The sequence below is a fragment of the Cupriavidus sp. H18C1 genome (assembly GCF_049311595.1).
Lineage (GTDB): Bacteria > Pseudomonadota > Gammaproteobacteria > Burkholderiales > Burkholderiaceae > Cupriavidus > Cupriavidus cauae.
The window spans coordinates 2,178,508-2,202,790 of the sequence record NZ_CP186008.1; the positions used below are offsets into that span (position 1 = coordinate 2,178,508).

At 70.7% G+C, this 24,283-nt stretch carries 17 protein-coding genes and 3 pseudogenes; 6 read left to right on the forward strand and 14 right to left on the reverse strand.

Going from position 1 to position 24,283, the window contains the following annotated elements:
- Window positions 1-18: 18 nt before the first annotated feature.
- Entirely contained in the window at window positions 19-3,600 is a 3,582-nt protein-coding gene (locus OJJOAM_RS10085; RefSeq protein ID WP_422649562.1) for an indolepyruvate ferredoxin oxidoreductase family protein, read from the reverse strand.
- 322 nt (window positions 3,601-3,922) lie between these two features.
- Here OJJOAM_RS10085 and OJJOAM_RS10090 point away from each other — a divergent pair, with 322 nt between their 5' ends.
- Window positions 3,923-5,395 (forward strand): NYN domain-containing protein, encoded by a 1,473-nt coding sequence (locus OJJOAM_RS10090; protein WP_422647883.1) that lies wholly within the window; start codon window positions 3,923-3,925, stop codon window positions 5,393-5,395.
- 48 nt (window positions 5,396-5,443) lie between these two features.
- Here OJJOAM_RS10090 and gspF read toward each other — a convergent pair whose 3' ends face one another.
- The 12 genes and pseudogenes from gspF to gspG all read right to left on the reverse strand — a co-directional run bounded on the left by gspF (window position 5,444) and on the right by gspG (window position 17,620).
- Window positions 5,444-6,664 (reverse strand): type II secretion system inner membrane protein GspF, encoded by a 1,221-nt coding sequence (gspF, locus tag OJJOAM_RS10095; protein ID WP_422647884.1) that lies wholly within the window; start codon window positions 6,662-6,664, stop codon window positions 5,444-5,446.
- A gap of 171 nt (window positions 6,665-6,835) precedes the next feature.
- On the reverse strand, window positions 6,836-8,323 hold the full coding sequence (gene gspE, locus OJJOAM_RS10100) for a type II secretion system ATPase GspE (RefSeq protein ID WP_422649563.1): 1,488 nt from the start codon (window positions 8,321-8,323) through the stop codon (window positions 6,836-6,838).
- 179 nt (window positions 8,324-8,502) lie between these two features.
- Window positions 8,503-10,888: pseudogene (gene gspD, locus OJJOAM_RS10105) on the reverse strand (type II secretion system secretin GspD).
- A gap of 52 nt (window positions 10,889-10,940) precedes the next feature.
- Window positions 10,941-11,771: a type II secretion system protein N gene (locus OJJOAM_RS10110; protein WP_422647885.1), complete on the reverse strand. Its 831-nt coding sequence runs from the start codon at window positions 11,769-11,771 to the stop codon at window positions 10,941-10,943.
- Window positions 11,771-12,397, reverse strand: coding sequence for a type II secretion system protein M (locus tag OJJOAM_RS10115; RefSeq protein WP_422647886.1), 627 nt, complete (start codon window positions 12,395-12,397; stop codon window positions 11,771-11,773). Before OJJOAM_RS10115 ends, OJJOAM_RS10110 begins: the two co-directional genes overlap by 1 nt.
- A 157-nt stretch (window positions 12,398-12,554) precedes the next feature.
- Window positions 12,555-14,058, reverse strand: a pseudogene (gene gspL, locus OJJOAM_RS10120) (type II secretion system protein GspL).
- A complete protein-coding gene (locus OJJOAM_RS10125) occupies window positions 14,055-14,450 on the reverse strand; it encodes a hypothetical protein (protein ID WP_422647887.1) in 396 nt (131 codons plus the stop codon). The pseudogene gspL and the gene OJJOAM_RS10125 overlap by 4 nt, the downstream one beginning before the upstream one ends.
- Window positions 14,447-15,466 carry a type II secretion system minor pseudopilin GspK gene (gene gspK / locus OJJOAM_RS10130; protein WP_422647888.1) on the reverse strand — a complete coding sequence of 340 codons (1,020 nt, stop codon included), beginning with the start codon at window positions 15,464-15,466 and terminating at the stop codon, window positions 14,447-14,449. The genes OJJOAM_RS10125 and gspK overlap by 4 nt, the downstream gene beginning before the upstream one ends.
- A 7-nt stretch (window positions 15,467-15,473) precedes the next feature.
- Window positions 15,474-16,158 (reverse strand): annotated as a pseudogene (locus OJJOAM_RS10135) (PulJ/GspJ family protein).
- Complete coding sequence (gene gspI, locus OJJOAM_RS10140; RefSeq protein WP_422649564.1) at window positions 16,136-16,495, reverse strand: type II secretion system minor pseudopilin GspI; 360 nt, start codon at window positions 16,493-16,495, stop codon at window positions 16,136-16,138. The pseudogene OJJOAM_RS10135 and the gene gspI overlap by 23 nt, the downstream one beginning before the upstream one ends.
- A gap of 63 nt (window positions 16,496-16,558) precedes the next feature.
- Window positions 16,559-17,098, reverse strand: coding sequence for a prepilin-type N-terminal cleavage/methylation domain-containing protein (locus tag OJJOAM_RS10145; RefSeq protein WP_422647889.1), 540 nt, complete (start codon window positions 17,096-17,098; stop codon window positions 16,559-16,561).
- 33 nt (window positions 17,099-17,131) lie between these two features.
- A complete protein-coding gene (gene gspG / locus OJJOAM_RS10150) occupies window positions 17,132-17,620 on the reverse strand; it encodes a type II secretion system major pseudopilin GspG (protein WP_149317569.1) in 489 nt (162 codons plus the stop codon).
- A 414-nt stretch (window positions 17,621-18,034) separates the two neighbouring features.
- Here gspG and OJJOAM_RS10155 point away from each other — a divergent pair, with 414 nt between their 5' ends.
- The 3 genes from OJJOAM_RS10155 (at window position 18,035) to OJJOAM_RS10165 (ending at window position 20,597) form a co-directional block, all read left to right on the forward strand.
- Window positions 18,035-18,850, forward strand: coding sequence for a hypothetical protein (locus OJJOAM_RS10155; protein WP_422647890.1), 816 nt, complete (start codon window positions 18,035-18,037; stop codon window positions 18,848-18,850).
- Window positions 18,851-19,085: 235 nt separating this feature from the next.
- Complete coding sequence (locus OJJOAM_RS10160; protein WP_422647891.1) at window positions 19,086-19,808, forward strand: EF-hand domain-containing protein; 723 nt, start codon at window positions 19,086-19,088, stop codon at window positions 19,806-19,808.
- Window positions 19,809-20,105: 297 nt separating this feature from the next.
- Window positions 20,106-20,597, forward strand: a complete 492-nt coding sequence (locus OJJOAM_RS10165) for an Lrp/AsnC family transcriptional regulator (protein ID WP_150082551.1) — start codon at window positions 20,106-20,108, stop codon at window positions 20,595-20,597.
- Window positions 20,598-20,795: 198 nt separating this feature from the next.
- Here OJJOAM_RS10165 and OJJOAM_RS10170 read toward each other — a convergent pair whose 3' ends face one another.
- Window positions 20,796-21,494, reverse strand: coding sequence for a GNAT family N-acetyltransferase (locus OJJOAM_RS10170; protein ID WP_422647892.1), 699 nt, complete (start codon window positions 21,492-21,494; stop codon window positions 20,796-20,798).
- A gap of 334 nt (window positions 21,495-21,828) precedes the next feature.
- On the opposite strand from OJJOAM_RS10170, the gene OJJOAM_RS10175 reads away from it, so the two are divergent.
- Complete coding sequence (locus OJJOAM_RS10175) at window positions 21,829-22,431, forward strand: NAD(P)H-dependent oxidoreductase (protein ID WP_422647893.1); 603 nt, start codon at window positions 21,829-21,831, stop codon at window positions 22,429-22,431.
- A complete protein-coding gene (gene kefC / locus OJJOAM_RS10180) occupies window positions 22,428-24,236 on the forward strand; it encodes a glutathione-regulated potassium-efflux system protein KefC (protein WP_422647894.1) in 1,809 nt (602 codons plus the stop codon). The genes OJJOAM_RS10175 and kefC overlap by 4 nt, the downstream gene beginning before the upstream one ends.
- The last annotated feature ends 47 nt before the right edge of the window (window positions 24,237-24,283 follow it).

A 24,283-nucleotide genomic window follows, 5' to 3' on the forward strand; every position in this document is an offset into this window, starting at 1 on the left:
GAGATCAGCCTTTCAAACTCACGCCGCCTGTTGCCCCGCCTGCGGGTTCCTGAACTGCGCCAGCAGCGTCTGCCAGCGCGAGCGGGCCGCCTTCAGGTTGTTGGCCTTGACGTGGCCGAAGCCGCGGATGTCGTCCGGCAGATTGGCCAGCGCTACCGCGGTGCCGTGGTTGGCGGCATTGAGCCCCGCCACCAGCTCGTCGAGCAGCGCCCGGTATTCGCCGATCAGCGCGCGTTCGGTGCGGCGTTCCTCGGTCTTGCCGAACACGTCCAGCGGACCGCCGCGCAGGCCCTTCAGTCTCGCCAGCAGCTTGAAGATCGTCATCGTCGACGGGCCGAAGCGGCGCTTGATCAGTCGGCCCTGCTCGTCGTGCTTGGCGATCATCGGCGGCGCCAGCCAGAAGTTCAGCTGGTAGTCGCGGCCCGGCTCGCCCTCGAACTGGTTGCGCAGCTTGTCGAGGAAGACCGGATCGGTATAGAGCCGCGCGACCTCGTATTCGTCCTTGTAGGCCATCAGCTTGGCGAGGTTGCGGGCTACCGCCTCGGTCAGCGGCAGCGGCTTGCCGCTGCCGACTAGCGCGCTTTCGGCCGCGCGCACGCGGTTGACCGCGTCGCGATAGGTCTGCGCATAGGCCGCGTTCTGGTACGCGGTCAGGTGCTCGGCCCGATGGGCGATCAGCTTCTCCAGCAGCGCTCCCGACGAGGTCGGCAGCTTGACCACGTCGGCGCCCTCGGCGGTGCGCTTGAGCTCGCCCGTCAGCGACAGCACATGCTCGGGGTCGTGCGCCATATGGCGGCCCCATTCGAACGCGGCCTTGTTCTTGTCGACCGATACGCCGTTCAGTTCGATCGCGCGCACCATCGCGTCCAGCGACAGCGGCACCCAGCCCTTCTGCCACGCATAGCCGAGCACCAGCGGGTTGGTGTAGATCGCGTCGCCGAGCAGCGCCACCGCCAGCGCGCTGGCATTGACGAAGTCGCATTGTTCGCCGACCGCGTTGCGCACGTCCTGCTCGGCCGACAGCCCGGGGAACTGCCACTTCGGATTGCGGATGAACTCGGCGGTCGGGGTTTGCGCGGTATTGACGATCGCGCGCGTGCGTCCGGCCTGCGCCTTGGACAGGACCTCGTCGGTGGCCGACACGATGGCATCGCAGCCGATCACCAGGTCCGCCTCGCCCATCGCGATGCGCGTGGCGTGGATGTCCTCGGGCCGCGCGGCGATCTGCACGTGCGACAGCACCGCGCCGCCCTTCTGCGCCAGTCCCGCCATGTCGAGCACGGTGACGCCCTTCTGCTCCAGGTGCGCCGCCATGCCGAGCAGGCCGCCGATGGTCACCACGCCGGTGCCGCCGACGCCGGTCACCAGCACGCCGTACGGCCGCTCCAGCGCGGGCAGCGCCGGCTGCGGCAGCGGCGGAAGGTTCGCCATCGACACGCCGTGCGCCTCGGGCTTGCGCAGCTGCGCGCCTTCGGCGGTCACGAAGCTGGGGCAGAAGCCGTTCAGGCAGGAGAAGTCCTTGTTGCAGGACGACTGGTTGATCTTGCGCTTGGTGCCGAGCTCGGTTTCCAGCGGCTCGACCGACAGGCAGTTGGACTTGACCGAGCAGTCGCCGCAGCCTTCGCACACCGTGTCGTTGATGAAGACGCGGCGCGCCGGATCGGGGAAGCTGCCGCGCTTGCGGCGGCGGCGCTTCTCGGTGGCGCAGGTCTGGTCGTAGATCAGGATGGTGCAGCCCGGCACCTCGCGCAGCTCGCGCTGGATGCGGTCCAGCTCGTCGCGATGGTGGACCGTCACGCCCTGCGGCAGCTTGATCGCGCCGCTGTACTTCTCGGGCTCGTCGGTGACGATGTCGATCCGCTTCGCGCCCTCGGCGGCGACCTGGAAGGCGATGTCCTGCACCGACAGCTGGCCGTCGACCGGCTGGCCGCCGGTCATCGCCACCGCGTCGTTGTACAGGATCTTGTAGGTGATATTGACGCCGGCCGCGATCGACGCGCGGATTGCCAGCAGGCCAGAGTGGAAGTAGGTGCCGTCGCCGAGGTTGGCGAACACGTGCTTGTCGCCGGCGAACGGCGACTGCCCGATCCACGCCACGCCTTCGCCGCCCATCTGGCTGAAGGTGCTGGTGCTGCGGTCCATCCACACCGTCATGTAGTGGCAGCCGATGCCGGCCAGCGCGCGCGAACCCTCTGGCACGTTGGTCGAGGTGTTGTGCGGGCAGCCGGAGCAGAACCACGGCTTGCGCTCGGCCGCCACGCGCGGCGTGGCCAGCGCGCGCTCCTTGGCCTCGATCACCGCGATGCGCGCGGCGATGCGGGCGCGCACGTCGCTGGGCAGGTCGAACTTGTCCAGGCGCGTCGCGATCGCCTTGGCGATGATCGCCGGCGACAGCTCGTAGTGCGCCGGCAGCAGCCAGTTGCTCTGCGGGATCGACCATTCGCCGCCGGCATTGTCCTTCTCGTCGAACTTGCCGTAGACCTTGGGCCGGACGTCGTCGCGCCAGTTGTACAGCTCTTCCTTCAGCGCGTACTCCATGATCTGGCGCTTTTCCTCGACCACCAGGATTTCCTGCAGGCCCTCGGCGAAGGCGCGCGCGCCCTGCGCTTCCAGCGGCCAGACGCAGCCGACCTTGTACAGCCGGATGCCGATGCGCTCGCAGGTCTCCTTGTCCAGGCCCAGGTCGGTCAGCGCTTGGCGCGTATCGAGGTAGGCCTTGCCGCCGGTCATGATGCCGAAGCGCGCGTGCGGCGAGTCGATCTCGATGCGGTCGATGCGGTTGGCGCGCACATAGGCCAGCGCCGCGTACCACTTGTAGTCGAGCAGCCGCGCTTCCTGTTCCAGCGGCGGATCGGGCCAGCGGATATTGAGACCGCCCGGCGGCATCGCGAAGTCCTGCGGCAGCGCGATCTGCACGCGGTGCGGATCGAGTTCGACCGAGGCCGACGATTCGACCACGTCGGTGACGCACTTCATCGCCACCCACAGGCCCGAGTAGCGGCTCATGGCCCAGCCATGCAAGCCGAAGTCGAGGTATTCCTGCACGTTGGCCGGGAACAACACCGGCAGCCCGCAGGCCTTGAAGATGTGTTCGGACTGGTGCGCCAGGGTCGAGGACTTGGCCGAGTGGTCGTCGCCGGCTAGCACCAGCACGCCACCGTGCTTCGACGAGCCGGCCGAGTTCGCATGCTTGAAGACGTCGCCCGTGCGGTCCACGCCCGGGCCCTTGCCGTACCACATGCCGAACACGCCGTCGTATTTCGCGCCCGGGTACATGTTGACCTGCTGCGAGCCCCACACCGCGGTCGCGGCCAGGTCCTCGTTCAGGCCCGGCTGGAACACGATGTTGTGGCCGGCCAGGTGCGACTTGGCCTTCCACAGCGCCTGGTCCAGCGCGCCGAGCGGCGAGCCGCGATAGCCCGAGATGAAGCCGGCGGTATTGAGGCCGGCGGCGCGGTCGCGTTCCTGCTGCAGCATCGGCAGACGAACCAGCGCCTGCGTGCCGCTGATGTAGATGCGGCCGCGTTCGAGCGTATATTTGTCGTCCAGGGTAACGTTCGCGAGCGCGCGACGGATGGCGTCGCTGACCGGGGCGGTCAGGGGGGGCATTCATAGGTGCTCCTCTTCGGGCATGTTGTCGGGATCGCCGACACACTTCAGTGGTGGGCAGCCGCGCAGGCCTCTTGTGAAGGCGGAAGCGACCGTGTCTCTGCCCGGCATGGTAGCACCGGCGGCGTTGACACGGCACCCTGCGGCGCAGCATCCCGGGCCCCCTCCGGCTCGGCGATTTCCCGAATGGACAAGCCCTGGCGTGTACACTGCACTGCATCCAAGCCCGGCAGCGGGCGGCGTCCGCAGGATGCCGCCTGGCCGCGGTGGTGCAACCCCCACTGCTGGAGCGACCGCTCCCCCAGGACAACCGATGAATACCAATCCCCGCCAGGGCACCGCGACCCTGGCCGTTCTGATCGACGCCGACAATGCCGCTCCCGGCATCGTCGAGGGCCTGCTGGCCGAAGTGGCCAAGTACGGCGTGGCCGCCGTCAAGCGCATCTATGGCGACTGGACCAAGCCCAATCTGGCGGGCTGGAAGGAATGCCTGCTGTCGCATTCGATCCAGCCGATCCAGCAGTTCCGCTATACGGTGGGCAAGAACGCCACCGACAGCGCGATGATCATCGACGCGATGGACCTGCTGTACACCGGCCGTTTCGATGGCTTCTGCATCGTGTCCAGCGACAGCGATTTCACGCGGCTGGCCTCGCGCATCCGCGAGCAGGGCCTGACGGTCTATGGCTTCGGCGAGCGCAAGACGCCCAAGCCCTTCGTCACCGCCTGCGACAAGTTCATCTACTCGGACCTGCTGCGCGGCGACGTCGGCAGCGACGAAACCGACGAGACCACGGCGCCGGCGCGCCGCCGCAGCGGCGGCGAACTGCGCCAGGACACGCGCCTGGTGCGGCTGCTGCAGTCGGCCGCGCAGGCGGTGTCCGACGAGGAAGGCTGGACCACGCTCGGCAGCATGGGCACCCACATCGCCAAGCAGGCGCCCGAGTTCGATTCGCGCAACTACGGCTACGGCAAGCTGTCGGAGCTGGTCGCCGCGACCGGCCTGTTCGAGGTCGAGACGCGCAACGGCGGCAACAACAAGACCATCTGGGTCCGGCTCAAGCGGCGCGGCGAGCAGCGCAGCGGCGAACAGCGCGCTAGCGAGCAGCGTGGTTCCGAACAGCGAGGCGGTGAGCAGCGCGGCGGCGAGCAGCGAGCCGCCGAGCAGCGCGGTACCGAACAACGAGGTGCTGAGCAGCGCGGCGTCGAGCAGCGCGGTAGCGAGCAGCCAGGCGGTGAACAGCGCGGAGGCGAGCAGCGGGGCGAAAGACAGGACCACGCGGGGCAGGGTGGCCAGCGTCAAGGCGGTCAGGGCCAGGGTGGTCAGGGGCGGGGCGGTCAGCGCGGACGCGGCGGCGCGGCTTCGGCACCGGAACCGGCCGAAACCGTGCCGGCCGTCAGCGAACCCGTGCCTGCGCCCGAGCCGGTGCAGTTCGACGAGCCCGCGGTAGCCGCCGCGACCGAGCACGCCGGCGATACCGCCCATGGCAATCCCGAACCCGCCGCGCCGGCGCGCTCGTCGCGCGGCCGCCGCGCCTCGCGCCGTCCGGACGTGAAGCTCAGCGAGACGCCATGGCCGATCGACAGCACGGTGTTTGCCGCGCCTGCCGCGGCGAGCGAAGCGCTGGAGGTGCCGGGCGCCGAAGCGCCGGCGATGGCGGAGCGGGAAGAACCGGTGGGAACCGCCGAAGCGGTGCAGGCCGCCGAGGCCGCGCCGCCGGCACGCAAGCGCCGCAGCCCGGCCCCGCGCAAGCGCGCGGCGAAGAAGACGGCGGCTGCGGAATAACGCCGAGAAGCCGATCGTGCCGGTCCGCCTCGCGCGGCGGACCGCCCGCTACCGCACCAGCTGATTGATCTCGATGATCGGCATCAGCACCGCCAGCACGATCAGCAGCACGACCACGCCCATCGCCAGGATCAGCAGCGGTTCGAGCAGGCTGGTCAGGAACAGCGTGCGCCGTTCCAGTTCCTGCGCCTCGCCCTGCGCGGCGCGCTCCAGCATCGTCGGCAGATTGCCGGTGGCCTCGCCTGAACGGATCAGGTGCACCAGCACCGGCGGAAACTGGTTCTGCGCGGCCAGCGCGCGGGCCAGCGACGAGCCTTCGCGCACGCGCGTGGTGGCGTCCTCGACGTTGGCGCGCAGCGCCTCGTTGCCCAGTGTCTCGCCCGCGGCCTGCAGGCTGCGCAGGATCGGCACGCCGGCCGACACCAGGATCGCCAGCGTGCTGGCAAAGCGCGCGGTGTTGTAGCCGCGGATCAGCTTGCCGGCCAGCGGCGCGGTCAGCAGCCAGCGATGCCATTCGAGCCGCACGCCCGGCTGGCGCAGCAGCGCGCGGATCGCCATCACCGCCAGCGCCAGCACGATCAGCGCGGCCCACCACCATTGCCGCACGAAGTCCGACAGCGCCAGCATCACCACCGTCAGCATCGGCAGCTTCTGCTTGGTGTTGGCGAACACGCTGACGACCTGCGGCACCACGTACGACAGCAGGAAGATCACGATCGCGAACGCCACCACCGTGACGATGGCCGGATAGGTGAAGGCCAGCCGGATCTTGGCGGTCAGCGTGTTGCGGGTTTCGATATAGCCGGCCAGCCGCTCCAGCACCAGGCCCAGATGGCCCGAGTGCTCGCCGGCCGAGACCAGCGCGCGATAGATATCGGGAAAGTCGCGCGGATGCTGCATCAGCGCGACCGATAGCGAACTGCCGCCCATGACCTCGGCGCGCACGCCGGCCAGCAACTCGTGCACATAGGCGCGCTCGGCCTGGTCGGCCAGCGCCGCCAGTGCCTCGTCCAGCGGCAGGCCGGCGACGATCAGGCTGGCCAGCTGGCGCGTGAACAGCGCCAGCTCCTGCGTCGACAGCCGGCGGCCGAAGCCGACCGCGCTGCCGCCGCGCGCGGCCTGCGCCGCGCTGCCCAGCGCGTCGACGGTCAGCGGGGTCAGCCCGCGGGTGCGCAGATGCGTGCGGGCCTGCTTCGGGCTGTCGGCCTCGATCACGCCGCGGTCGGTCTTGCCGGCGGCGTCGACGGCTTCGTAGCGATAGGCTGGCATGGCTCAGGTCACGGGGCTCGGTGGCGCGGAGTCCGGCACGAAACTCGACGGCACGTGGATCGAGGGCACGGAGGTCGAAGGCAGGGGGGTCGAAGCCACGGAGGTCGAAGCACGGAGGTCGAAGGCACGGAACCCGGCACGGGGCGCGATCGCAAGCGTTCCATCCCGGCTTCAATCGCGGGTCACGCGCAGCACCTCTTCCAGCGAGGTCGCGCCGCTGTCGATCCAGCGCTGCGCATCGCCGCGCATCGTGTGCATGCCGTTGGCGAGCGCCGTCTGCTTGATTTCCGATTCGGGCGTCTGGCGATGGATCATCGTGCGGATGCGGTCGTCGACCACCAGCAGCTCGTAGACCCCCATCCGCCCCTGGTAGCCCGATTGCCCGCACTTGTCGCAGCCGACCGGGTGCCACAGCTTCTGCAGCGGCTTGCCCTCGGCCAGCAGTGTGTCGGCCTCGGCGGGTGTCACCGCGATGGTCTCCTCGCGCTTGCAGTGCGGGCACAGCCGGCGCACCAGCCGCTGCGCCAGCACGCCCAGCAGCGACGAGGACAGCAGGAACGGTTCGATCCCCATATCGACCAGGCGCGTGACCGCCGAGGCGGAGTCGTTGGTGTGCAGCGTCGCCAGCACCAGGTGGCCGGTCAGCGAGGCCTGCACCGCGATCTGCGCGGTCTCCAGGTCGCGGATTTCGCCGATCATCACCACGTCCGGGTCCTGCCGCAGGATCGCGCGCAGCGCCTTGGCGAAGGTCATGTCGATGCGCGCGTTGACCTGGGTCTGGCCGATGCCGTCGAGGTCGTACTCGATCGGGTCCTCGACCGTCATGATGTTGGTGGTGCGCGCATCGAGCCGCGACAGCGCCGCGTACAGCGTGGTGGTCTTGCCCGAGCCGGTCGGGCCGGTCACCAGCACGATGCCGTGCGGCTGGCGGATCAGGTCGTCGAACGCGGTCAGCGTGCCGGGCGCCATGCCGAGCTTGGCCAGGTCGAGCCGGCCGGCCTCCTTGTCGAGCAGACGCAGCACCGCGCGCTCGCCGTGGCCAGTCGGCAGCGTCGACACGCGCACGTCCACCGGCCGGCCGCCGACGCGCAGCGTGATGCGGCCATCCTGCGGCAGCCGCTTCTCGGCGATATCGAGCTGCGCCATGATCTTGATGCGCGAGATCAGCGCGCCATGCAGCGCCTTCTTCGGCCGCACCACGTCGCGCAGCGTGCCGTCGACGCGAAAGCGCACCACCGAGGCCGATTCGAACGGCTCGATGTGGATGTCGGAGGCGCCTTCGCGCGCGGCCTGCGTCAGCAGCGCGTTGATCATGCGGATGATCGGCGCGTCGTCTTCCGATTCGAGCAGGTCCTCGACCGCGGGGATGTCCTGCATCAGCCGTGACAGGTCGACCTCGCCCTCGACTTCGCCGACCACCTGCGCGGCGGTGCCGTCCTGGCGGTTGTACGCGTCGGACATCGCGTGTTCCAGCGCCTGCGGGTCGAGCACGCGCAGGTGCAGCGGCCCGTGCACGCGCGCCAGCTCGGCCAGCGCCGCCGGCGAGGTCGAACGGCTGACCCAGACCTCGAGCCCGTCGGCGCGCTGGTGCGCGACCAGCAGCTTGGCCTCGCGCGCGAAGCCGTAGGGCACCAGGCGCGCGGCGATCGGCGAGGACAGCGGCGCGTCGGCGACGGCAGCGGCACCCGCACCGGCACCGCCACCGGCTAGGCTGTCGCCGACCGTGCCGGCCGGGGGGCGCGCCGAGGATATCGGCGGTAGCTGCGCCGGAAGTTGCGCCGGGAGCGGAGGAGGGCAGCGTCGCCATCGTGGTTTGCCTCTGTGGTCGAGCCCGCCGCTCAGGCGCCCTCGCCCTGGTTGGGCGCGCGCGAGGTCGGGCCCGGCGGCGGCAGCGTCTGCTCGAGCGGCAGCGGACCGGGCACCGGGCCGTTGTTGCGCGGGTCGACGAACGGCGCGGTGGGCGCCTCGGCCGGCGGCAGCACCGGCGTCTGCGTGTCGCGCATCATCATGTTCGGCGAGACGAAGCCCTGCTGCTCGCCGCGGATATAGCCATAGCGGTCCTGCGTGATGCGGTCGGTCGCGCCGGAGGTGCGCATCACGTAGGGGCGCAGGAACACCAGCAGGTTGGTCTTCGCACGCGACTTGTTCTCGTAGCGGAACAGCCCGCCGATCCACGGCAGGTCGCCCAGGCCCGGCACCTTCTGCACGCCGTCGCCGTAGTTGTCCTCGATCAGGCCGCCCAGCACGATGATCTGCCCGTCATTGACCAGCACATTGGTCTCGATCGAACGCACATTGGTGGTCGGCCCCTGGATCAGGTTGGTCGTGCCCGGCACCACCGAAGACGACTCCTGGTAGATCTGCAGCTTGACCAGCCCGCCGTCGGTGATCTGCGGCTTGACCCGCAGCGTGATGCCGACATCCTTGCGGTCGAACGTGTTGAACGGCGTGCCGCCGCCGACCGCGTTGTTCTGCGCGTACGAGCCGGTGGTGATCGGAATGTTCTGGCCGATCAGGATCTTGGCTTCCTCGTTCTCCAGCGTGATCAGGTTCGGGGTCGACAGCAGGTTGACGCTGCCCTGGCTGCCCAGCGCGCGCAGCAGCGCGCCCAGGCCCAGCGCGCGGTTGACCACGCCCAGGTTCAGGCCGCCGATGTCGGGCACCAGTTGGGCCGCCCGTTCGATCCCCGCCGCGCCGTTCTGCGAGATGTCGTAGACCGCGCCGCTCAGGTTGATGATGTTGCTGCCGCCGGTGCCGAAGTTGGTGCCGGCGAAGAAGTTGTTGTTGCCGCCGGAGGAGCTGAGGATGCCTTGCCACTGGATGCCGAGCTCGGCCGCCTGGGTCGAGGTCACCTCGACGATCATCGATTCGATGTAGACCTGCGCGCGGCGCGCGTCGAGGTCGTCGATCACCGCGCGCAGGCTGCGGTAGACCGCCTCGCTGGCGGTGATGATCAGCGAATTGGTCGACGGATCGGCCTGGATGATGCCGCCGGTGGTCGGAATCTGGTTCGGCGCGAACGAGGCCGAGAAGGCCGAGCCGGTGCCGCCGGTGCCGCCGCCGAAGCCGCCGCCGGTGCTGCCGGTGCGGCCGTAGCCGCCCATGCCGGTGGTGCCGCCGGTGAACTGGCCGGTCGGCGCCGCGATGTTCTGCGCGCCGGCCATGCCCGCCGCGCCACCGGCCGCGCCGGCGATGCCGCCGATGCCGCCCTGGCCCTGCTGCGCGACATTGAAGCTGGCGTCGGCGGCGACGATCGCGCGCAGCGTCGGCGCCAGCTTGACCGCGTCGGCGTTCTTCAGCGGCACCACCCAGATGTTGCCGGGGCGCGCGTGGGGCTGGTCCAGCTTCTCGATCAGCTGGCGCGCCTGCTGCAGGCGCGCCCGGCTGGTGGCGCGCACCAGCAGCGCGTTGCTGCGCGGCTCGGCGACCACCGAGGTGCGCAGGCTGGCATCGACGGCGGGACCCGCCGCGCCGCCCGGCGCGCCGCCGGCCGCGCCCGGATCGAGCAGGCGCTGCAGCACCACCGCGGCGTCGCTCGCGATCGCGTACTTCAGCGGGATCAGCTCGACCTCGCCCGACGCGGGGGGCGTCGATCGCCGCGATGATCCGCGCGATGCGGCGCAGGTTGTCGGCATAGTCGGTGATCACCAGCGTGTTGTTGGCCGGATAGGCGGTGATGGTGTTGTTCGGCGCGATCATCGGGCGCAGCACCGGCACCAGTGCGTTGGCCGACTCGTAGTTCAGCCGGAACACCTGCGTCACCACCTGGCCGCCGCGGCTGGCGCCCGCGCCGACCACGGTCGGCGAGCCCTGCAGCTTGGCGTCGGCCTCGGGCACGACCTTGGTGAAGCCGTTGGCCTCGACCATCGCATAGCCCTGCATCCGCAGCACCGAGCCCAGCGTCTCGAGCGCCTGGGCGCGCGACACCGGGGCCTCGGTGACCAGGTTGACGGTGCCCTTGACGCGCGGGTCGATCACGAAGTTCTTGCCGGTGGCCTGGCCCACTGCGCGCACCACCGCCTCCAGATCGGCGTTGACGAAATTGAGCACGACCTGATCACGGTTGCGCGGCGTGACGTCGGGCGGCGCCGGCACGGCGGGGCTCGCCTGTCCGGGTGCCTGCGCCCAGAGCGGGGCCGGCGCCATCAGCGACAGGGCGCACAGCGCCGTGACGGCGCGCGCGCAGGCGTTGGGCAGGATGGGGCGTCGGTCTGTTGTCGTCATAAGCGTCGGTTGGTTGCGCGGTCCGGTGCTTGGCGCGGTGCCTTGCGCCGGATCAGAAGCGCAGCCTGGTCACATTGTTCTCACGTCTTCCCAGCAGGCTCAATAGGGAGGCCAACTGATTGGCGGCGTCCGGGTCCGCGTGGGCGGTGCCCTCGAAGCGCGCCTGGCGGCCGATCGGTCCGCCGCCCTCCAGGTGCAGCGGGCCCGCCACGGTCGACAGCCTGAGCATGCCGGTGGGGCCGGTCCAGTCGATTTCGGCGCGGTAGCTGCCGAGCGGCCGCAGCCGGCTGACGGCCGATGATACTTGGTCGATGCGAAGCGTCAGGTGGCCGTACATCCCCGCCGGCCGGCCGCCGTCGGACTTGTCCCCTCGAAAGCGGCCCTCCAGCGCGCTCCAGTCCAGCCGCATCGCGCCGTCCGGGCGCAGCGTGTTGAACGGCGCGCCGATGCCCTCGAGCAGCGAGGCCGGCAGCCGCATCGAGCCCGACTGGGCGCGCCAGCCGGACGGCGTCACGGTGACCGTGACCGGGGCGGGCATCGCCTCGGTGTGTTGCGCGACCAGCCGCAGCGAGCCGGTCAGCAGCGGCCAGAACGCGACCTGCCACTGCAGGCGCCCGGGCAGCACCGTGGCGGTGCGGCTGCCGGCGCCGGCTGACAGCGCCAGCGTGGCGCTGCCGCGCCAGAGCGAGCCGGCGGCATCGGCCAGCAGCACGCGGCCCTCGGTCCGGCTGGCGACGGTGTCGGCGATCCAGGCCGCCGGCAGCGCGGCGATTACCGTCACCGCGACCGTGGCCAGGCCGAGCAGCGCCCAGCGCAGCAAGCCGCGGCGGCGGGCGGGCCGCGGCTGGCGTCGCCGCAGGCGCAAGGCTTCCAGGCGCGCCATCAGCCACGTCCACCCGGACGTTCGGGCCCGGCGGCGGGTCCCTGCAAGGTGGCGGTGACGTTGACGACGGCGGTGGCGCCGACGTAGACGATGCGGGCGTCGGTGACCTTCAGCCGCTGCTGCTGCCGCACGTCCGAGAGCCAGGCGGCCACCGCGCCGAACGGCACCTTGTCGAGCTGGACCTGCACCGTGTTGTCGCCGGTCGGCGCGACCCGGCTGGCGGTCAGGCCATGCTGGGACAGGCCGTCGCGCAGCGCCTGCACCAGCGCCTCGCCGCGCAACGCCGGCGCGGGGCTTGCCGACAGGCCGCGCGCCTCCTGCGCCAGCGTTTCCATCTCGGCCAGCTCGGCGCGCAGTTGCGGCAGGCTCTTCTGCAGCCGCTCGCGGCCTTCGGCGGCCGGTTCCCACAGCACGCTGTAGCCGATCGTCAGCGCCAGCAGCGCGCCGCCGACCGCCAGCAGGGTCTGCTCGCGCGGATTGCGGGCGGTCCAGAAGGCCTCGGCCTGCTCGCGCCAGCGGGCGGGCACGCGCGGGCGCAGCTTGCCGAGCCGCGCGGCCAGGCCGGCGGCGGAGCGGGTCCGCGAGGCGGCGGCGGACGCGGGCCGATCGTGCGCGCGGTCGTTCATGGGGTTGCCTGGTGAGCGGACATGGTCGCCATGGCCGGGACGGCCGCCACGGCGCGGAGGCCGGGCAAGGCGCGGAGGCGGGACATGGCGCGGAGGGCGGCCATGGCGCGGAGGCCGGGCATGGCGGACATGGGAGGGAGGGAGCAAATGGCGCGCATCACGACAGCGCTCCCGGCTTGATGATCCAGCGCGAGCCGGCGGGCGCGGGGCCGCCGCCGGAGCGGCCCGTGTCGGCCGGCGCGCGGTCCTCTTCCATCGACAGTCCCGCCTGGCGCGCGGCCTGGCGCAGCGCATTGGTATCGGTGCCCGGCTTGAGCGTCGCGTGCAGCGCGCGGCCGCGGTATTCGAGCGCCAGCAGCGCGTCGGGCGGCAACTGGCGGCCGGCCTGGGCGAAACGGTCGGCCAGCGGCAGGAAATCGTCGGGCGTGCTGCGGCCGCTGGCCAGCCGCAGCTGTTCGACCTGGCGGCGCATCTGCAGCGGTGGGTCGACCACCACCGGCATGCGCGGGAAGGCGCTGCGCAGCAGCTGGGTCTGGGCCTGCTGCAGCCGCGCCTGTTCGCCGCGCAGCATCAGCCAGTGGATGTTCAGCGCGACCAGATGGACGACCAGCAGCGCGGCGGCCAGCGCCAGCGGCGCGCGCCAGGCGCGCAGGTTCCAGCGGTCGGCGCGGCCCTGCGCGAAGTCGAACTGCGCCAGATCGAGCGAGGGTTCGCGCAAGCTCGCCTGCGCCCCTTCGATCCAGACCGGCCAGCCGAGCGGGCGTACCGAGGTCAGCGTCGGCAAGGCGGCCGCCTCGCGGTCGCCGTACCAGATGCCGGCCGGCGCCAGCGCCTGCCACGCGGCCAGTGCGTCGTCGCTCAGCAGCAGGCCGTAGCCCTGATAGCGGTCGGTGCGGACGGTCAGTTGCCAGAACGGTGCGGCATGACCGGTGCCGGTGCCGGCGCTGGTGCTCATTTCCCCTTCGAGCAGCGGCGCGGCGGCGGCCAGCGCGCTGGAGGCGGCTTCGAGCGCCAGCGTGGCGGGCGGCTCGACCGGGGCGGCGGGTTCGGGCGCAGCCGAGGGTTCAGCTGGGCCCGAAGCGTGGGCCGGGATCGTCGTGCCCGCGCTCTCGGATTCGGACTCGCCCTCGGCCAGCGGCAGGCAGAACTGCGCAGGCAGCAGATGGCGGCGGCGATGGCGGTGTTCGGCAAAGGCGTCCAGCACCGCGCGCAGCCAGGCGCGCTCGGTCACCATCAGCAGGCGGCGGCGCGGACCGCGCGCCGCGGCGGCCGCGCTGGTGGCATCGGCACCGGCTTGCGGGGCCTCGGGCCCGACCGCGATATGGCAGGCCTGGGCATCGGCGGCCAGCGAATCCTCGACCAGGTTCGGCAGCGCCAGCTTGAGCCGGTTCGGCGCCAGCGGCGGCACCGCGGCGGTGGTCACCAGCACGTCGGCGGCGGCGACGATCAGCACCAGCCGGTCGGCCGGCGGCAGTTCCGCGATCGGTGCGTATCCCTCGCGCAACAGATGGCCCACAGGACCCGTCGCGGGCGCGCGCTCGCGTCGCCCGTGGGCGGCCACGGCATCGCGCACCAGCGCGAACGGCAGCGCCCCGAAGCGCCAGGGCTGCGGTTGATCGTGGGGGGCGATGCGGCAGGCGGACGAACAGGGTGGTGCTCAAGGTTTCCTTGGGGCTGCGCGGCAGTAAAGATGGACGGCGGAATCGTCGACGGCCCGGGGGCGCGTCTGCAAGCTGGTCCGGTTTGGTGCCAAGGCACGGGCCGGCCCGGTGTCGGCGGTGCCCGCTGTGCCGGCGACGATCGCCGTGCGCACAGCTGGGTGCCGGTAAATGCCTTTCCGCCAAGGCATCAGCATACCTTGCCTTTGTGGCGGATTCGCGTCAACCGTTTCGGCAGCGAGCGGCGGGCCGCCGTGCCGGCGGCGCGGGCGTTCCGGGCAAGGGATGTCGATCGGCGCCATCGCTTTCGTCGCCTTCATCGCCCCGGTCGCCGCCCCGGTCGCCGCCCCAGTCGTCGCCCTCATCGCGCTCATCGCCGTCATCATCGCCTTCATCTCAGCTCCGGCATCCGCTCGAGGTCGCGCGTCCAGACGATCTGGGTCGCCTGGGCGCTGCCCAGGACCGCCGCGCGCCGGACCAGCGAGACCTGCATCCGGATCGCCCGCTCGTGGCGGATCAACCCGTAGATCAGGAAGTAGTGCGAGCGCGTTTCCAGCGCGGTGCCGACGCTGGCGTCGGCCTGCGGCGCGATCGCGCGCAACTGGGTCTGCAGGTCGCCGACGTTGTTGAAATAGGCACGGTCGCGCTGGCGCACCAGTTCGCGGGCGCGGTCCAGCGGCAGCTTGTCGATGACCGCCGCCAGCACCTCGGGGTCGGCGGTGTTGGCGTTGACCGGGGTGCGGTCCGGCAGCAGGTCGACGAAGGGCTCGAGCACCGGCAGCATGTCGGGCTCATAGCCGGGGATGGCCATCAGGTCCGCCAGGCTGTCGAGGGGCCGGGGCGCGGCGCGGCCGGCGCCGGCGCGTTCGCTTTGCAGCAGATAGCGCGCGGTCGCCTCGGCCAGCCCCTGGTTCAGGCCCAGCACGCGCAGCAGGCGCCGATAGGCTGCGAGCCCGGCCGGGTCGATGGTCACCGAGATGCCGCCGTTGGCGCCGGCGGTGGTCGTGATCAGATTGCGCAGGTTGAAGCGGGCTTGTGCGTCGAGGATGCGGCCGGACAGGAAGGAGGTCTCGCCGGCGCGGTCGGTGCGCAGCGCGGCGCCGAGGAAGTCCGACAGCCGCGTCTCGGCGATCGGCACGGCCCACGGCTCGCCGAGATGGTCGACATTGGAGCGGCGCAGGTCGTCGCGCAGGATCAGCCGGGCCCAGTCGACCGCGGCGCGTTCGATCCAGGCTGCCTGCGCCACCAGGCGCTGGTTCTCGACCGAGCGGATCTGCACCTGCTGGCGCCACAGCAGGCCGGACACCACCACCACCGCCAGCGTGACGATCAGCAGCGCGGTGACCACCGCGGCGCCGCGCTGGCGGCCGGCTCGCCATCGAAGGAAAGGGAAGCGCGGGATGCGGTTCATGGCGCGCTCACTGGCCCGTCATGCACAGCTTGTCGAAGCGGCGCGGCGTGTCGCCGTCGCCCATTCGCGCCAGCACCACCAGCTCCAGCCCGCGCAGCGCGCCGGCCGGGACGCCGATCTGCGCATTGCTGGCCGGCACCGCGCTGGCCCCGCCGATCCGCAGCGCGGCGCGCAGCTCGCCGCTGGTATCGCGCCAGCCGCCGGGTTCGACCCAGGCGCGCGCGACCAGCCCTTCCGCGTTGGGCACCAGCGGCCGCACCAGCTCGCCGCCGCCGCCCGGCTGGCGCAGCGCGATCAGCGCCGCCTGCACGCCCTGGCGGTTGTCCAGCGGCGGGGGAGGCGGCGCGCACCACGGCGCCGTTCTCGACCCGGTAGGCCACCACCTGCCAGGCGCCCGGCAGCCCGGGCTCGCGGCGGTCGCGCACCAGCAGCAGTCGGCCGTCCTCGAGCTCGACGGGGCTTTGCTGCAGCGCCTCCGGTCGGGCCAGGTTCTCGCAATCGGTCTGGAACTGGCCGTACAGCAGCTTCAGCGCATCGAGCCGCTGGTCGTGGTCGACCAGGCGCTCGCGGCCGCGCGTCATCGCATCGAGGCCGCGCCAGCCCATCACCGCCATCACCGCGAGCAGCGTGATGGCGACCAGCATCTCGATCAGCGTGAAGCCACGCGCTTCAGAGCAGGTTGCGCGTTTCATTGGGGACAATGGTGACCAGCCAGGCGAGCCGCACCGAGCGGTCCTCGGCGGAGGGATAGACCGCGATCTCGACGCGGCGGAAGGCGGGGTTCGGCGTCGGCGCGACAGTCTGCTCGCAATAGAGGACGATGCCGCCCTGCGGGCAGGGCGCGCCGCGCGTGCCCGGCTCGGGCCACGCCTTGGTCAGGCGCAGCGCGACGAGTTGGTTGTCGGCGCTCCAGCCGGCCAGCATGCGCTGCTGCAGCGAGCCGCCGGCCTCGATCATCGAGCCCATCGCGCGCATGGCCGCGGTCAGCGCGACCGCCAGGATGGTCAGCGCGACCAGTACCTCGATCAGCGTGAAGCCGCGCGGGCGGCGGCTGGGCGTTCCCGCGCGGGGGGCGGGCGCGGCGGTGCGGACTCATTGCGCGCTGGCGAAATAGCGGCCGGTACCGTCGCCGGTCACCTCGACGCGGATATTGCCGCGTACCAGCACCAGCTGCCGCGGCGCGTCGATCCACTCGCGGCCGAATACCAGCCGGGCGCCGCCCTGGCCGGCGGCGCCGGCGGTCACCGCGACCTGGTCCAGCGGCAGCCGCCACTGGCCCGGCGCGAAGACGTCGTCGAGCAGCGGCATCCAGCCGGACGGCGTGGCCTCGAGGAAGCGCCAGCCCTGCGGGTCGGCTTCCCAGGCCAGCGGCCGGGCGCGCAGCTGCGCCTCTTCCTGCGCCAGTTCGAACAGGCGGGCGACCTTCTGGCCGTCGTCGAGGATGCGGCCGCGCTCATTGGGCGTGGCGTTGATCGCCACCATCGACACCACGATGCCGGCCAGCACCATCACGACCAGCAGCTCGAGCAGCGTGAAGCCGCGCGAGCGCTTTCCCGATGCACGCGATGCACGCGGCGCGCACGGCGGGTGCGATGGATGCGATGGATGCAAGCGGTGCGCGCCGGTGGCCATGATGAAGACGGGCGTCGGCCGGCGGCGGGACGCTTAGTCCCAGTTGCCGATATCGGCGTCGTTGCCGTTGCCGCCGGCCTGGCCGTCGGCACCGAAGCTGAACACGTCGATCTCGCCGCGCACGCCGGGGTTCAGGTACTGGTACGGCTGGCCCCAGGGATCGCGCGGCAGCTTTTCGAGATAACCGCCGCCCTTCCAGTTGTTGGGGATCGGCTCGGTGGTCGGGCGGGTGACCAGCGCCGCCAGGCCCTGCTCGGTGGTCGGGTAGCGGCTGTTGTCGAGGCGGTACAGCTTCAGCGCCTGCATGATCGACGAGATGTCCTGGCGGGCCGCCACGATGCGCGCTTCGTCCGGGCGGCTCATGATCTTGGGCACGACCAGTGCCGCGAGCACGCCGAGAATCACGATCACCACCATGATCTCGATCAGCGTGAAGCCGGCACGGCGGCGGCGCAGACGGGCGGCGCCGGCGGGTTGGCTGGGTCGGGCGAGGGCGGAGCTGGACGGAGTGTTTCTGCGCATCGGGTTTTCAGGCCTAGGTTGTCGACGGAGTCGAAGCCGGCGCGGCGACCGCGTCGCGCACCGGTGGATGGTCGTCCAGTATACCCGCGGCTTGTGACGCCTCGGTACCGGACGAGCACCGACATCGCGGCCTCGTCGGCGGCCTCGTCGGCGGCCACGTTCGTTGCCGTGTCGGCTGCTACGTGGACTGCTACGTCGTTGCGCGCGGGCGGCCACGTCGGTTGCTACGTCGTTGCGGCGTTGGCTGTCACGTTGGCTGCTACGTCGTTGCCGCGCTCGTTGCCATGTTGGTTGCCGCGCAGGCCGCGACCGCCGCTGTCATGCGGGCCGCAAGACAATCGCCATGACGCTCTGTTACGCTTGCCGCCATCGACAACCTGCGGCGGCCCATCCCGGCCCGCCCGACGCGACCTCGTGCCACTGTCCCTGCCATCCGCTTTCCGTTTCGATGCCGGCGCCGCCTGGCTGCCGCGCATCGCCACGCTGCTGCTGTTCGTCGCGCTGTGCGCGCTGGCGACGCGATGGGTGCTGACCTTCAGCGCGATGGACACGATCCCCGTGCCGAAGACCGCGCGCGTGGCGCAGACCGAGGCGGTCGAGACCGGCGCCATCGCGACGCTGTTCGGCGGCAGTCCGCAGGCCGGCGTGCGCGACGTGCAGCTGCTCGGCGTGATCGCCGACCCGTTGGGCGGCGGCGCGGCGGTGGTATCGATCGACAACGGTCCGCCGAAGGCGCTGCGCGCCGGGGCCGCGCTGTCGCCGCAGATCCGGCTGGTCGAGATCCGCGACCGCGCGGTGGTGATCGAGCGCGACGGCGCGCGCCAGACCATCGCCTTGCCGGCGCGGCCGTTGGCGGCGCGCGGTACCCTGCCGTCCGCGACGCCCGCGCCGTTGGCGACCCCGCCGTCCGGCGCCGCGGCCCCGCTGTCGACACCGGCCACGCCGCCGATGCCGAACCCCGCGGTGAATCCCCCCGCCACCGCCGCGGCTCCCGCGGCGACCCAGCCGCGGCCGTCCGGCATGGCGCCGACGCCGGGCATGGCGGGGCAGGTTCCGCCGCAGCAGGCGCCCAATCCCGGCTTCAATCCCGGCGCCAACCCCGGCTATAACCCGGGCGCCAATCCTGGCGTGAATCCCGGCATGAACCCCGCGGTGAATCCGGGCATGAACCCCGGCATGAACCCCGGCATGGACCAGGGCGACGACGGGGCGATGATGTCCAAAGGCTGAATGCGCGAACGCGCGAGGCGAACCGGCTGCCGGCGTCCTGCATCGCTTTCGTACCGTCCCCGTATTGCTCCCGAATTGGTCCTGTATTGCTCCCGTATTGCGGCCGTTTTACAGCCCGGGGCCGTTTCTGTGAGCCGCGTAACATCCTATTAATCCGGCCAACTTCCCGCCATCGTCTGCGTTCTAATCGGTACATGGTCAATCCGACCAGTCGACCGAAACAAGGAAAACAGACATGTCACGAAACACCATCAAGCCGCGCCCTGTTCACCAGTTCCTGGCCGCTTCGGCGGTGTTCCTGGCGATCGGCGGCAGCGCGATCGCGCAGACTCAGGCACCGGCCCCCGCCACCCAGGGCGTGCCGCAAGCCACCGCCTCGGCCTCCGCGGCTGAAGGCAAGCCGGCGCACAAGGGTCACCGCGCCGACGGCCACCACCACCGTCATCATCGCCACCACGGCCACCACGGCGGCATGTCGCTGCGCGCGGCCGATACCGACCGCGATGGGGCGATCTCGAAGGCCGAGGCCGATGCGATGTTCGCGCGCGTCGATGCCAACAAGGACGGCAAGATCGACCGGGACGAGATGCGCGCCTTCCACAAGGCCCAGCACGAGCAGCACCGCCAGCAGATGCGCGAGCGCTTCGATGCGCGCTTCAAGGCCGCCGACAAGGATGGCGACGGCGCGCTGAGCAAGCAGGAGGCCGAGGCCGGCATGCCGCGCATGGCCGGCCACTATGACCGTCTCGATGCCAACAAGGACGGCAAGCTGACGCGCGACGAGATCGGTGCCGGCATGCGCCAGGCGCATCAGCAGCGGATGGAGCGGATGCACCGCCACCACCACGGCATGAAGGGCGCACCCGGCGCGCCGGGTGCACCGGGAACCGCGGGCAATGCCGGCACCCCGCCGACGCAGCCGAACAACCCTGCGGTGCCGTCGACCGAGGGCGGTTGAGCGGTCATTCCCTGGAGCTCCCTCGGCGTCCCGCGGCAGAGCGGGTGAGGCCGATACAGCGGCAATAGAAAGCGCGCGGTCCGAAAGGCCGCGCGCTTTGTCTTTGGCGTTCGCCGGCGGGCGTACTCGGCCGAGCCGCGGCGTGCTTGGCCGAGCCGCGCATTCGTCCGGCCGTCGCGGAATGGCCGGCTCGGCGCCGGAGGACACGTCATCTCACAAAAAATTGCAACCTTGTGCCCGTCTTGCTAAATTTGCGCAAAAAAATTGCTGGCTGTCTTATTGCGGAGCAACAATATCGTGAGCAAGGTGGAGCTGGACAAGATCGACCGGAAGATCCTCGAGGTCCTGCAGACCAACGGGCGGTTGACCAATCTCGAAGTCGCGGAGCGCGTCAGCCTGTCGCCGAGCCCATGCCTGCGGCGCATCCGCCGGCTGGAGGAGATCGGCGTGATCCGGCAGTACGCGGCGCTGCTGGAGCCCGGCAAGATCGGGCTGGGGCTGCTGGCCTACATCAACGTACGCCTGGAGAAGCACGGCGGCGCGCCCAAGGGCAAGGCGCCGCTGGATCTGTTTCGCGCCGCCATCGCCATCTGGCCGGAGGTTGCCGCCTGCCATGCAATGACCGGCGAGATGGACCTGCTGCTGAAGGTCTACGTCGAGGACATGGACCACTTCGCCCGCTTCATGAAGGACCAGCTGCTGGCCCATCCGGCGGTAATCGATGTGCGCTCGAGTTTCGCGCTCGAATCGATCAAGGACACCACGGCGCTGCCGGTGGTTGGCGGCTGAGCGGCTGAGCGACCGAGCGACCGAGCGGCCGAGCGGCCGAGCGAGCGGCGGACACACCGAGCGGCACGCCCCCGGGCAGCCAAGCGGCGGAGCGCCTTGACGACCGACCGGCCCGGCGGCGTTCCCCTGGCAGCCCCCAAACGAAAAACGGCGCGCCAGTCGGCGCGCCGTTTCCCTGTCGGCGGCTTTCGATGCCGATCAGGCCGTGCTCTTCTGCGGCATGATCGAGCGCCAGAAGCGCTGGCCGAAGCGGCGCGCGTCGCGCAGATTGCGGCGCACCACATAGTCGAGGTCAGCGACCTGTTCGTCGATCGCCTCGGTCAGCCGGCTGACCGTGTCCGCCGGCGGCAGCTCCAGGTAGGCGTCGGCCTCGCCGTAGGCGTACTGGACCTTCATGCCGGCCTTCTTGGCGATGTGCATCATCGCGGCGTTGCGCGACAGGCAGTGCATGTACAGCGTGCGCACGTGGGTGTTGCGGCCGTGGATCGCGGCGCGCTCGAACAGCGCGCTGCCGATGCCGCGCCCGCGCGCGCTCTGCGACACCGACACGCCGAACTCCGCCACGCGGCCCTGGGCGTTGTCGCGCAGGTTGGCGAAGTGGCCAACGCCGACCAGCTCGATATGCTCGTCGTAGACGCCGAACACCGTGTCGTGGTCGAAGTCGATGCTGTCGACATAGGCTTCGATCACATGGTCGCCCACCGACTGGCCGAAGCGGAGCAGGCGATCTTCCTCGCCGAGGGCGAGAAAATGCTTCAGCAGGCGCGAGCGATGCTGGGCCCCCAGCTCGCGCACCAGAGTGGTCGGGCGCTGGGCGGCCTGCGAGGCTGCGGCTGCTTTGCGAAGATCTTCGTCGGTGAAGGCACCGACCGCCTTGCTCAGTTCGAGCGGATTCACTTTCTGTTCCTTGGGCGATTCAGGGTATAAACGTCACATCGCGGCAAGCAGACTTGTCAAAGTAGACCATCAGAATGCAATTTCCTAATGGATGGGGCAAATCCTATCTTGCGGCAACGCGAAAAGTATTGTAGCGCATTTGTCAGTTTGGCGTAAGCATGGTGCGTCGCAGAGCGCGCCTCGGCCGAGCTGACATTCTTCGGATTCCTTATAAATCAATAACTTGTTTGCTGATTCGGCGACTTCTTGGTGTGGAAATGTTGCAACGCCGCAGTCTGTTGCAGCTCTCCTCGCCATCCCGTCCTGCCGGTGAAAGTAACGCCTGCTACACACCATGCCCGCCCGACCCATCGTTGTGATCTATGCCAATGCGCGCGCCCGGCGCTCGCATGTGAACCGGCCGCTGGCCGAGGCGCTTGCCGCGCTGCCCGATGTCGACGTGCGCGATCTCTATGCGCGCTATCCCGATTACGACATCGACGTGGTGGCCGAGCAGCGCGCGCTGTCGTGCGCCGACACCGTGGTGCTGCAGTTTCCGACCTTCTGGTTCAGCGTGCCGCCGCTGCTGAAGCTGTGGATGGACGAGGTGCTCGAGCGGGGCTGGGCCCATGGCCCGGGCGGCACCGCGCTGCGCGGCAAGTCCTGCCTGGTGGTGGCCAGCACGCGCGGGACCGAGGACGGCTACTCGGAGGAGGGCGTGCACCGGCATCCGCTGTCCTCGTTCCTGTTGCCGCTGGAGCAGATGGCGCTGGAATGCGGCATGACGTGGCGCGCGCCGATCGCGATTCACGACGCCTACCGGCTGGACGAGGCGGGCGTACAGCGCGTGATCGCCGAGGTCATGGCCGCGCTCGGCCACGGCGGCGAAGGCAGCCCGACCAAGGCGGCCACCGCGGCCAGCGCCGCCAGTGCGGCCACCCGGCTGGAGCTCGCATGAGTCCGCATGATGCGCTGCGCGTGGTGCTGGTGTTCCTGGTCGCCGCGGTGGTGGCGGTGCCGCTGGCGCGCCGTTTCGGCCTGGGAGCGGTGCTCGGCTATCTGCTCGCCGGCGCGGCGATCGGGCCGTGGGCGCTGCGGGTGGTCACCGACGTCGAATCGATCCTGAGCTTCTCGGAATTCGGCGTCGTGCTGATGCTGTTCGTGATCGGCCTGGAGCTGGCGCCCACCAAGCTGTGGGCGCTGCGCCAGACCATCTTCGGCTATGGCGCCCTGCAGATGGCCGGCTGCGCGTTGCTGATCGGCGCGTTGGCCGCGGCGCTGGGCGCCAGCTGGCAGGTCGCGCTGGTGGCCGGGCTCGGCCTGGCGCTGTCGTCGACCGCGATCGCGCTGGCGACGCTGGGCGAGCGCAATCTGTTCGCCACGCCGGCCGGCAAGGCCAGCTTCGGCATCCTGCTGTTCCAGGACATCGCCGCGATCCCGATGATCGCGTTGCTGCCGATGCTGACGTTCGACGGTTCGCAGCCGGCCGACGGCCACGCCTGGATCGGCGCGGCCAAGGCGGTGGCGGTGATCGCCGCGGTGGTGGTCGGCGGGCGCTATCTGGTCCGGCCGGCGCTGCGTTTCATCGCCCGCACCGGCATGCGCGAGATGTTCACCGCCTTCGCGCTGCTGCTGGTGGTCGGCATCGCCGCGATGATGGAGGCGGTCGGCATGTCGATGGCGCTCGGCACCTTCCTCGCCGGCGTGCTGCTGGCCGACTCGGAATACCGCCACGCGCTCGAGGCCGACATCGAGCCCTTCAAGGGCCTGCTGCTGGGGCTGTTCTTCATGGCGGTCGGCATGTCGATCGACTTCGGCGTGATGGCGCAGCAGCCGTGGCAGGTGCTGGGGCTGGTCGCCGCGGTGGTCGGCGCCAAGGTGCTGGTGCTGCGCCTGCTGGCGCCGCGCTTCGAGATCGCGCGCGGCCAGCGCCTGCTGTTCGCGCTGCTGATCTCGCAGGCCGGCGAGTTCGCCTTCGTCGTGTTCGGCGTGGCGCGCTCCGCCGGGCTGCTGCCCGAGGACATCGCCGCGCTGCTGGTGCTGGTGGTGGCGCTGTCGATGGTGAGCACGCCCTTGCTGCTGCTGGCCTACGACCAGATCGTCGCGCCGCGGGCCGGCAAGCTGCGCCAGCGGGCGGACGAGACCATCGAGCCGCAGGACAACCCGGTGCTGATCGCCGGCTTCGGCCGCTTCGGCCAGATCGTCGGCCGCCTGCTGTATGCGCAGGGCATCGGCGTGACGGTGCTCGACCACGACCCCGATCAGATCGATTTCCTGCGGCAGTTCGGCTTCAAGGTCTTCTATGGCGATGCCACGCGCATGGACCTGCTCGAAGCCGCGGGCGCGGCGAAGGCCAGGATCCTGGTGGTCGCGGTCGACGGCATGGACGAGAGCCTGGCGCTGATCGACCGCGTGCGCCAGCGCTTTCCGCATCTGCGCATCTACGCCCGCGCCCGCCATGTGTCGCACGTCTATCTGCTGAAGGACCGCGGCGTCGAGCTGTTCGAGCGCGAGATGTTCGAGGGCTCGCTGATGCTGGGCCGCCGCGTGCTCGAAGGGCTGGGGCTGGACCCGGCCGAGGCCCGCGCCGCCGCGATGAAATTCCGTCGCCACAACATCGCCGCGATCGACCGCTTCTATCCGCACTACACCGACCAGAAGACGATGGTGTCGCTGGCGCGCCAGGCGCGCGACGAGCTCGAGGAGATGTTCAGGCAGGACCGCGAGCAGCGGCGCCGGCGCGAGGAGGCCGAGTGGTCGTGACCCGCGCCGGGGTCGCCGTCCTCGTCGGCGCCCTCGTTGGCACCCTC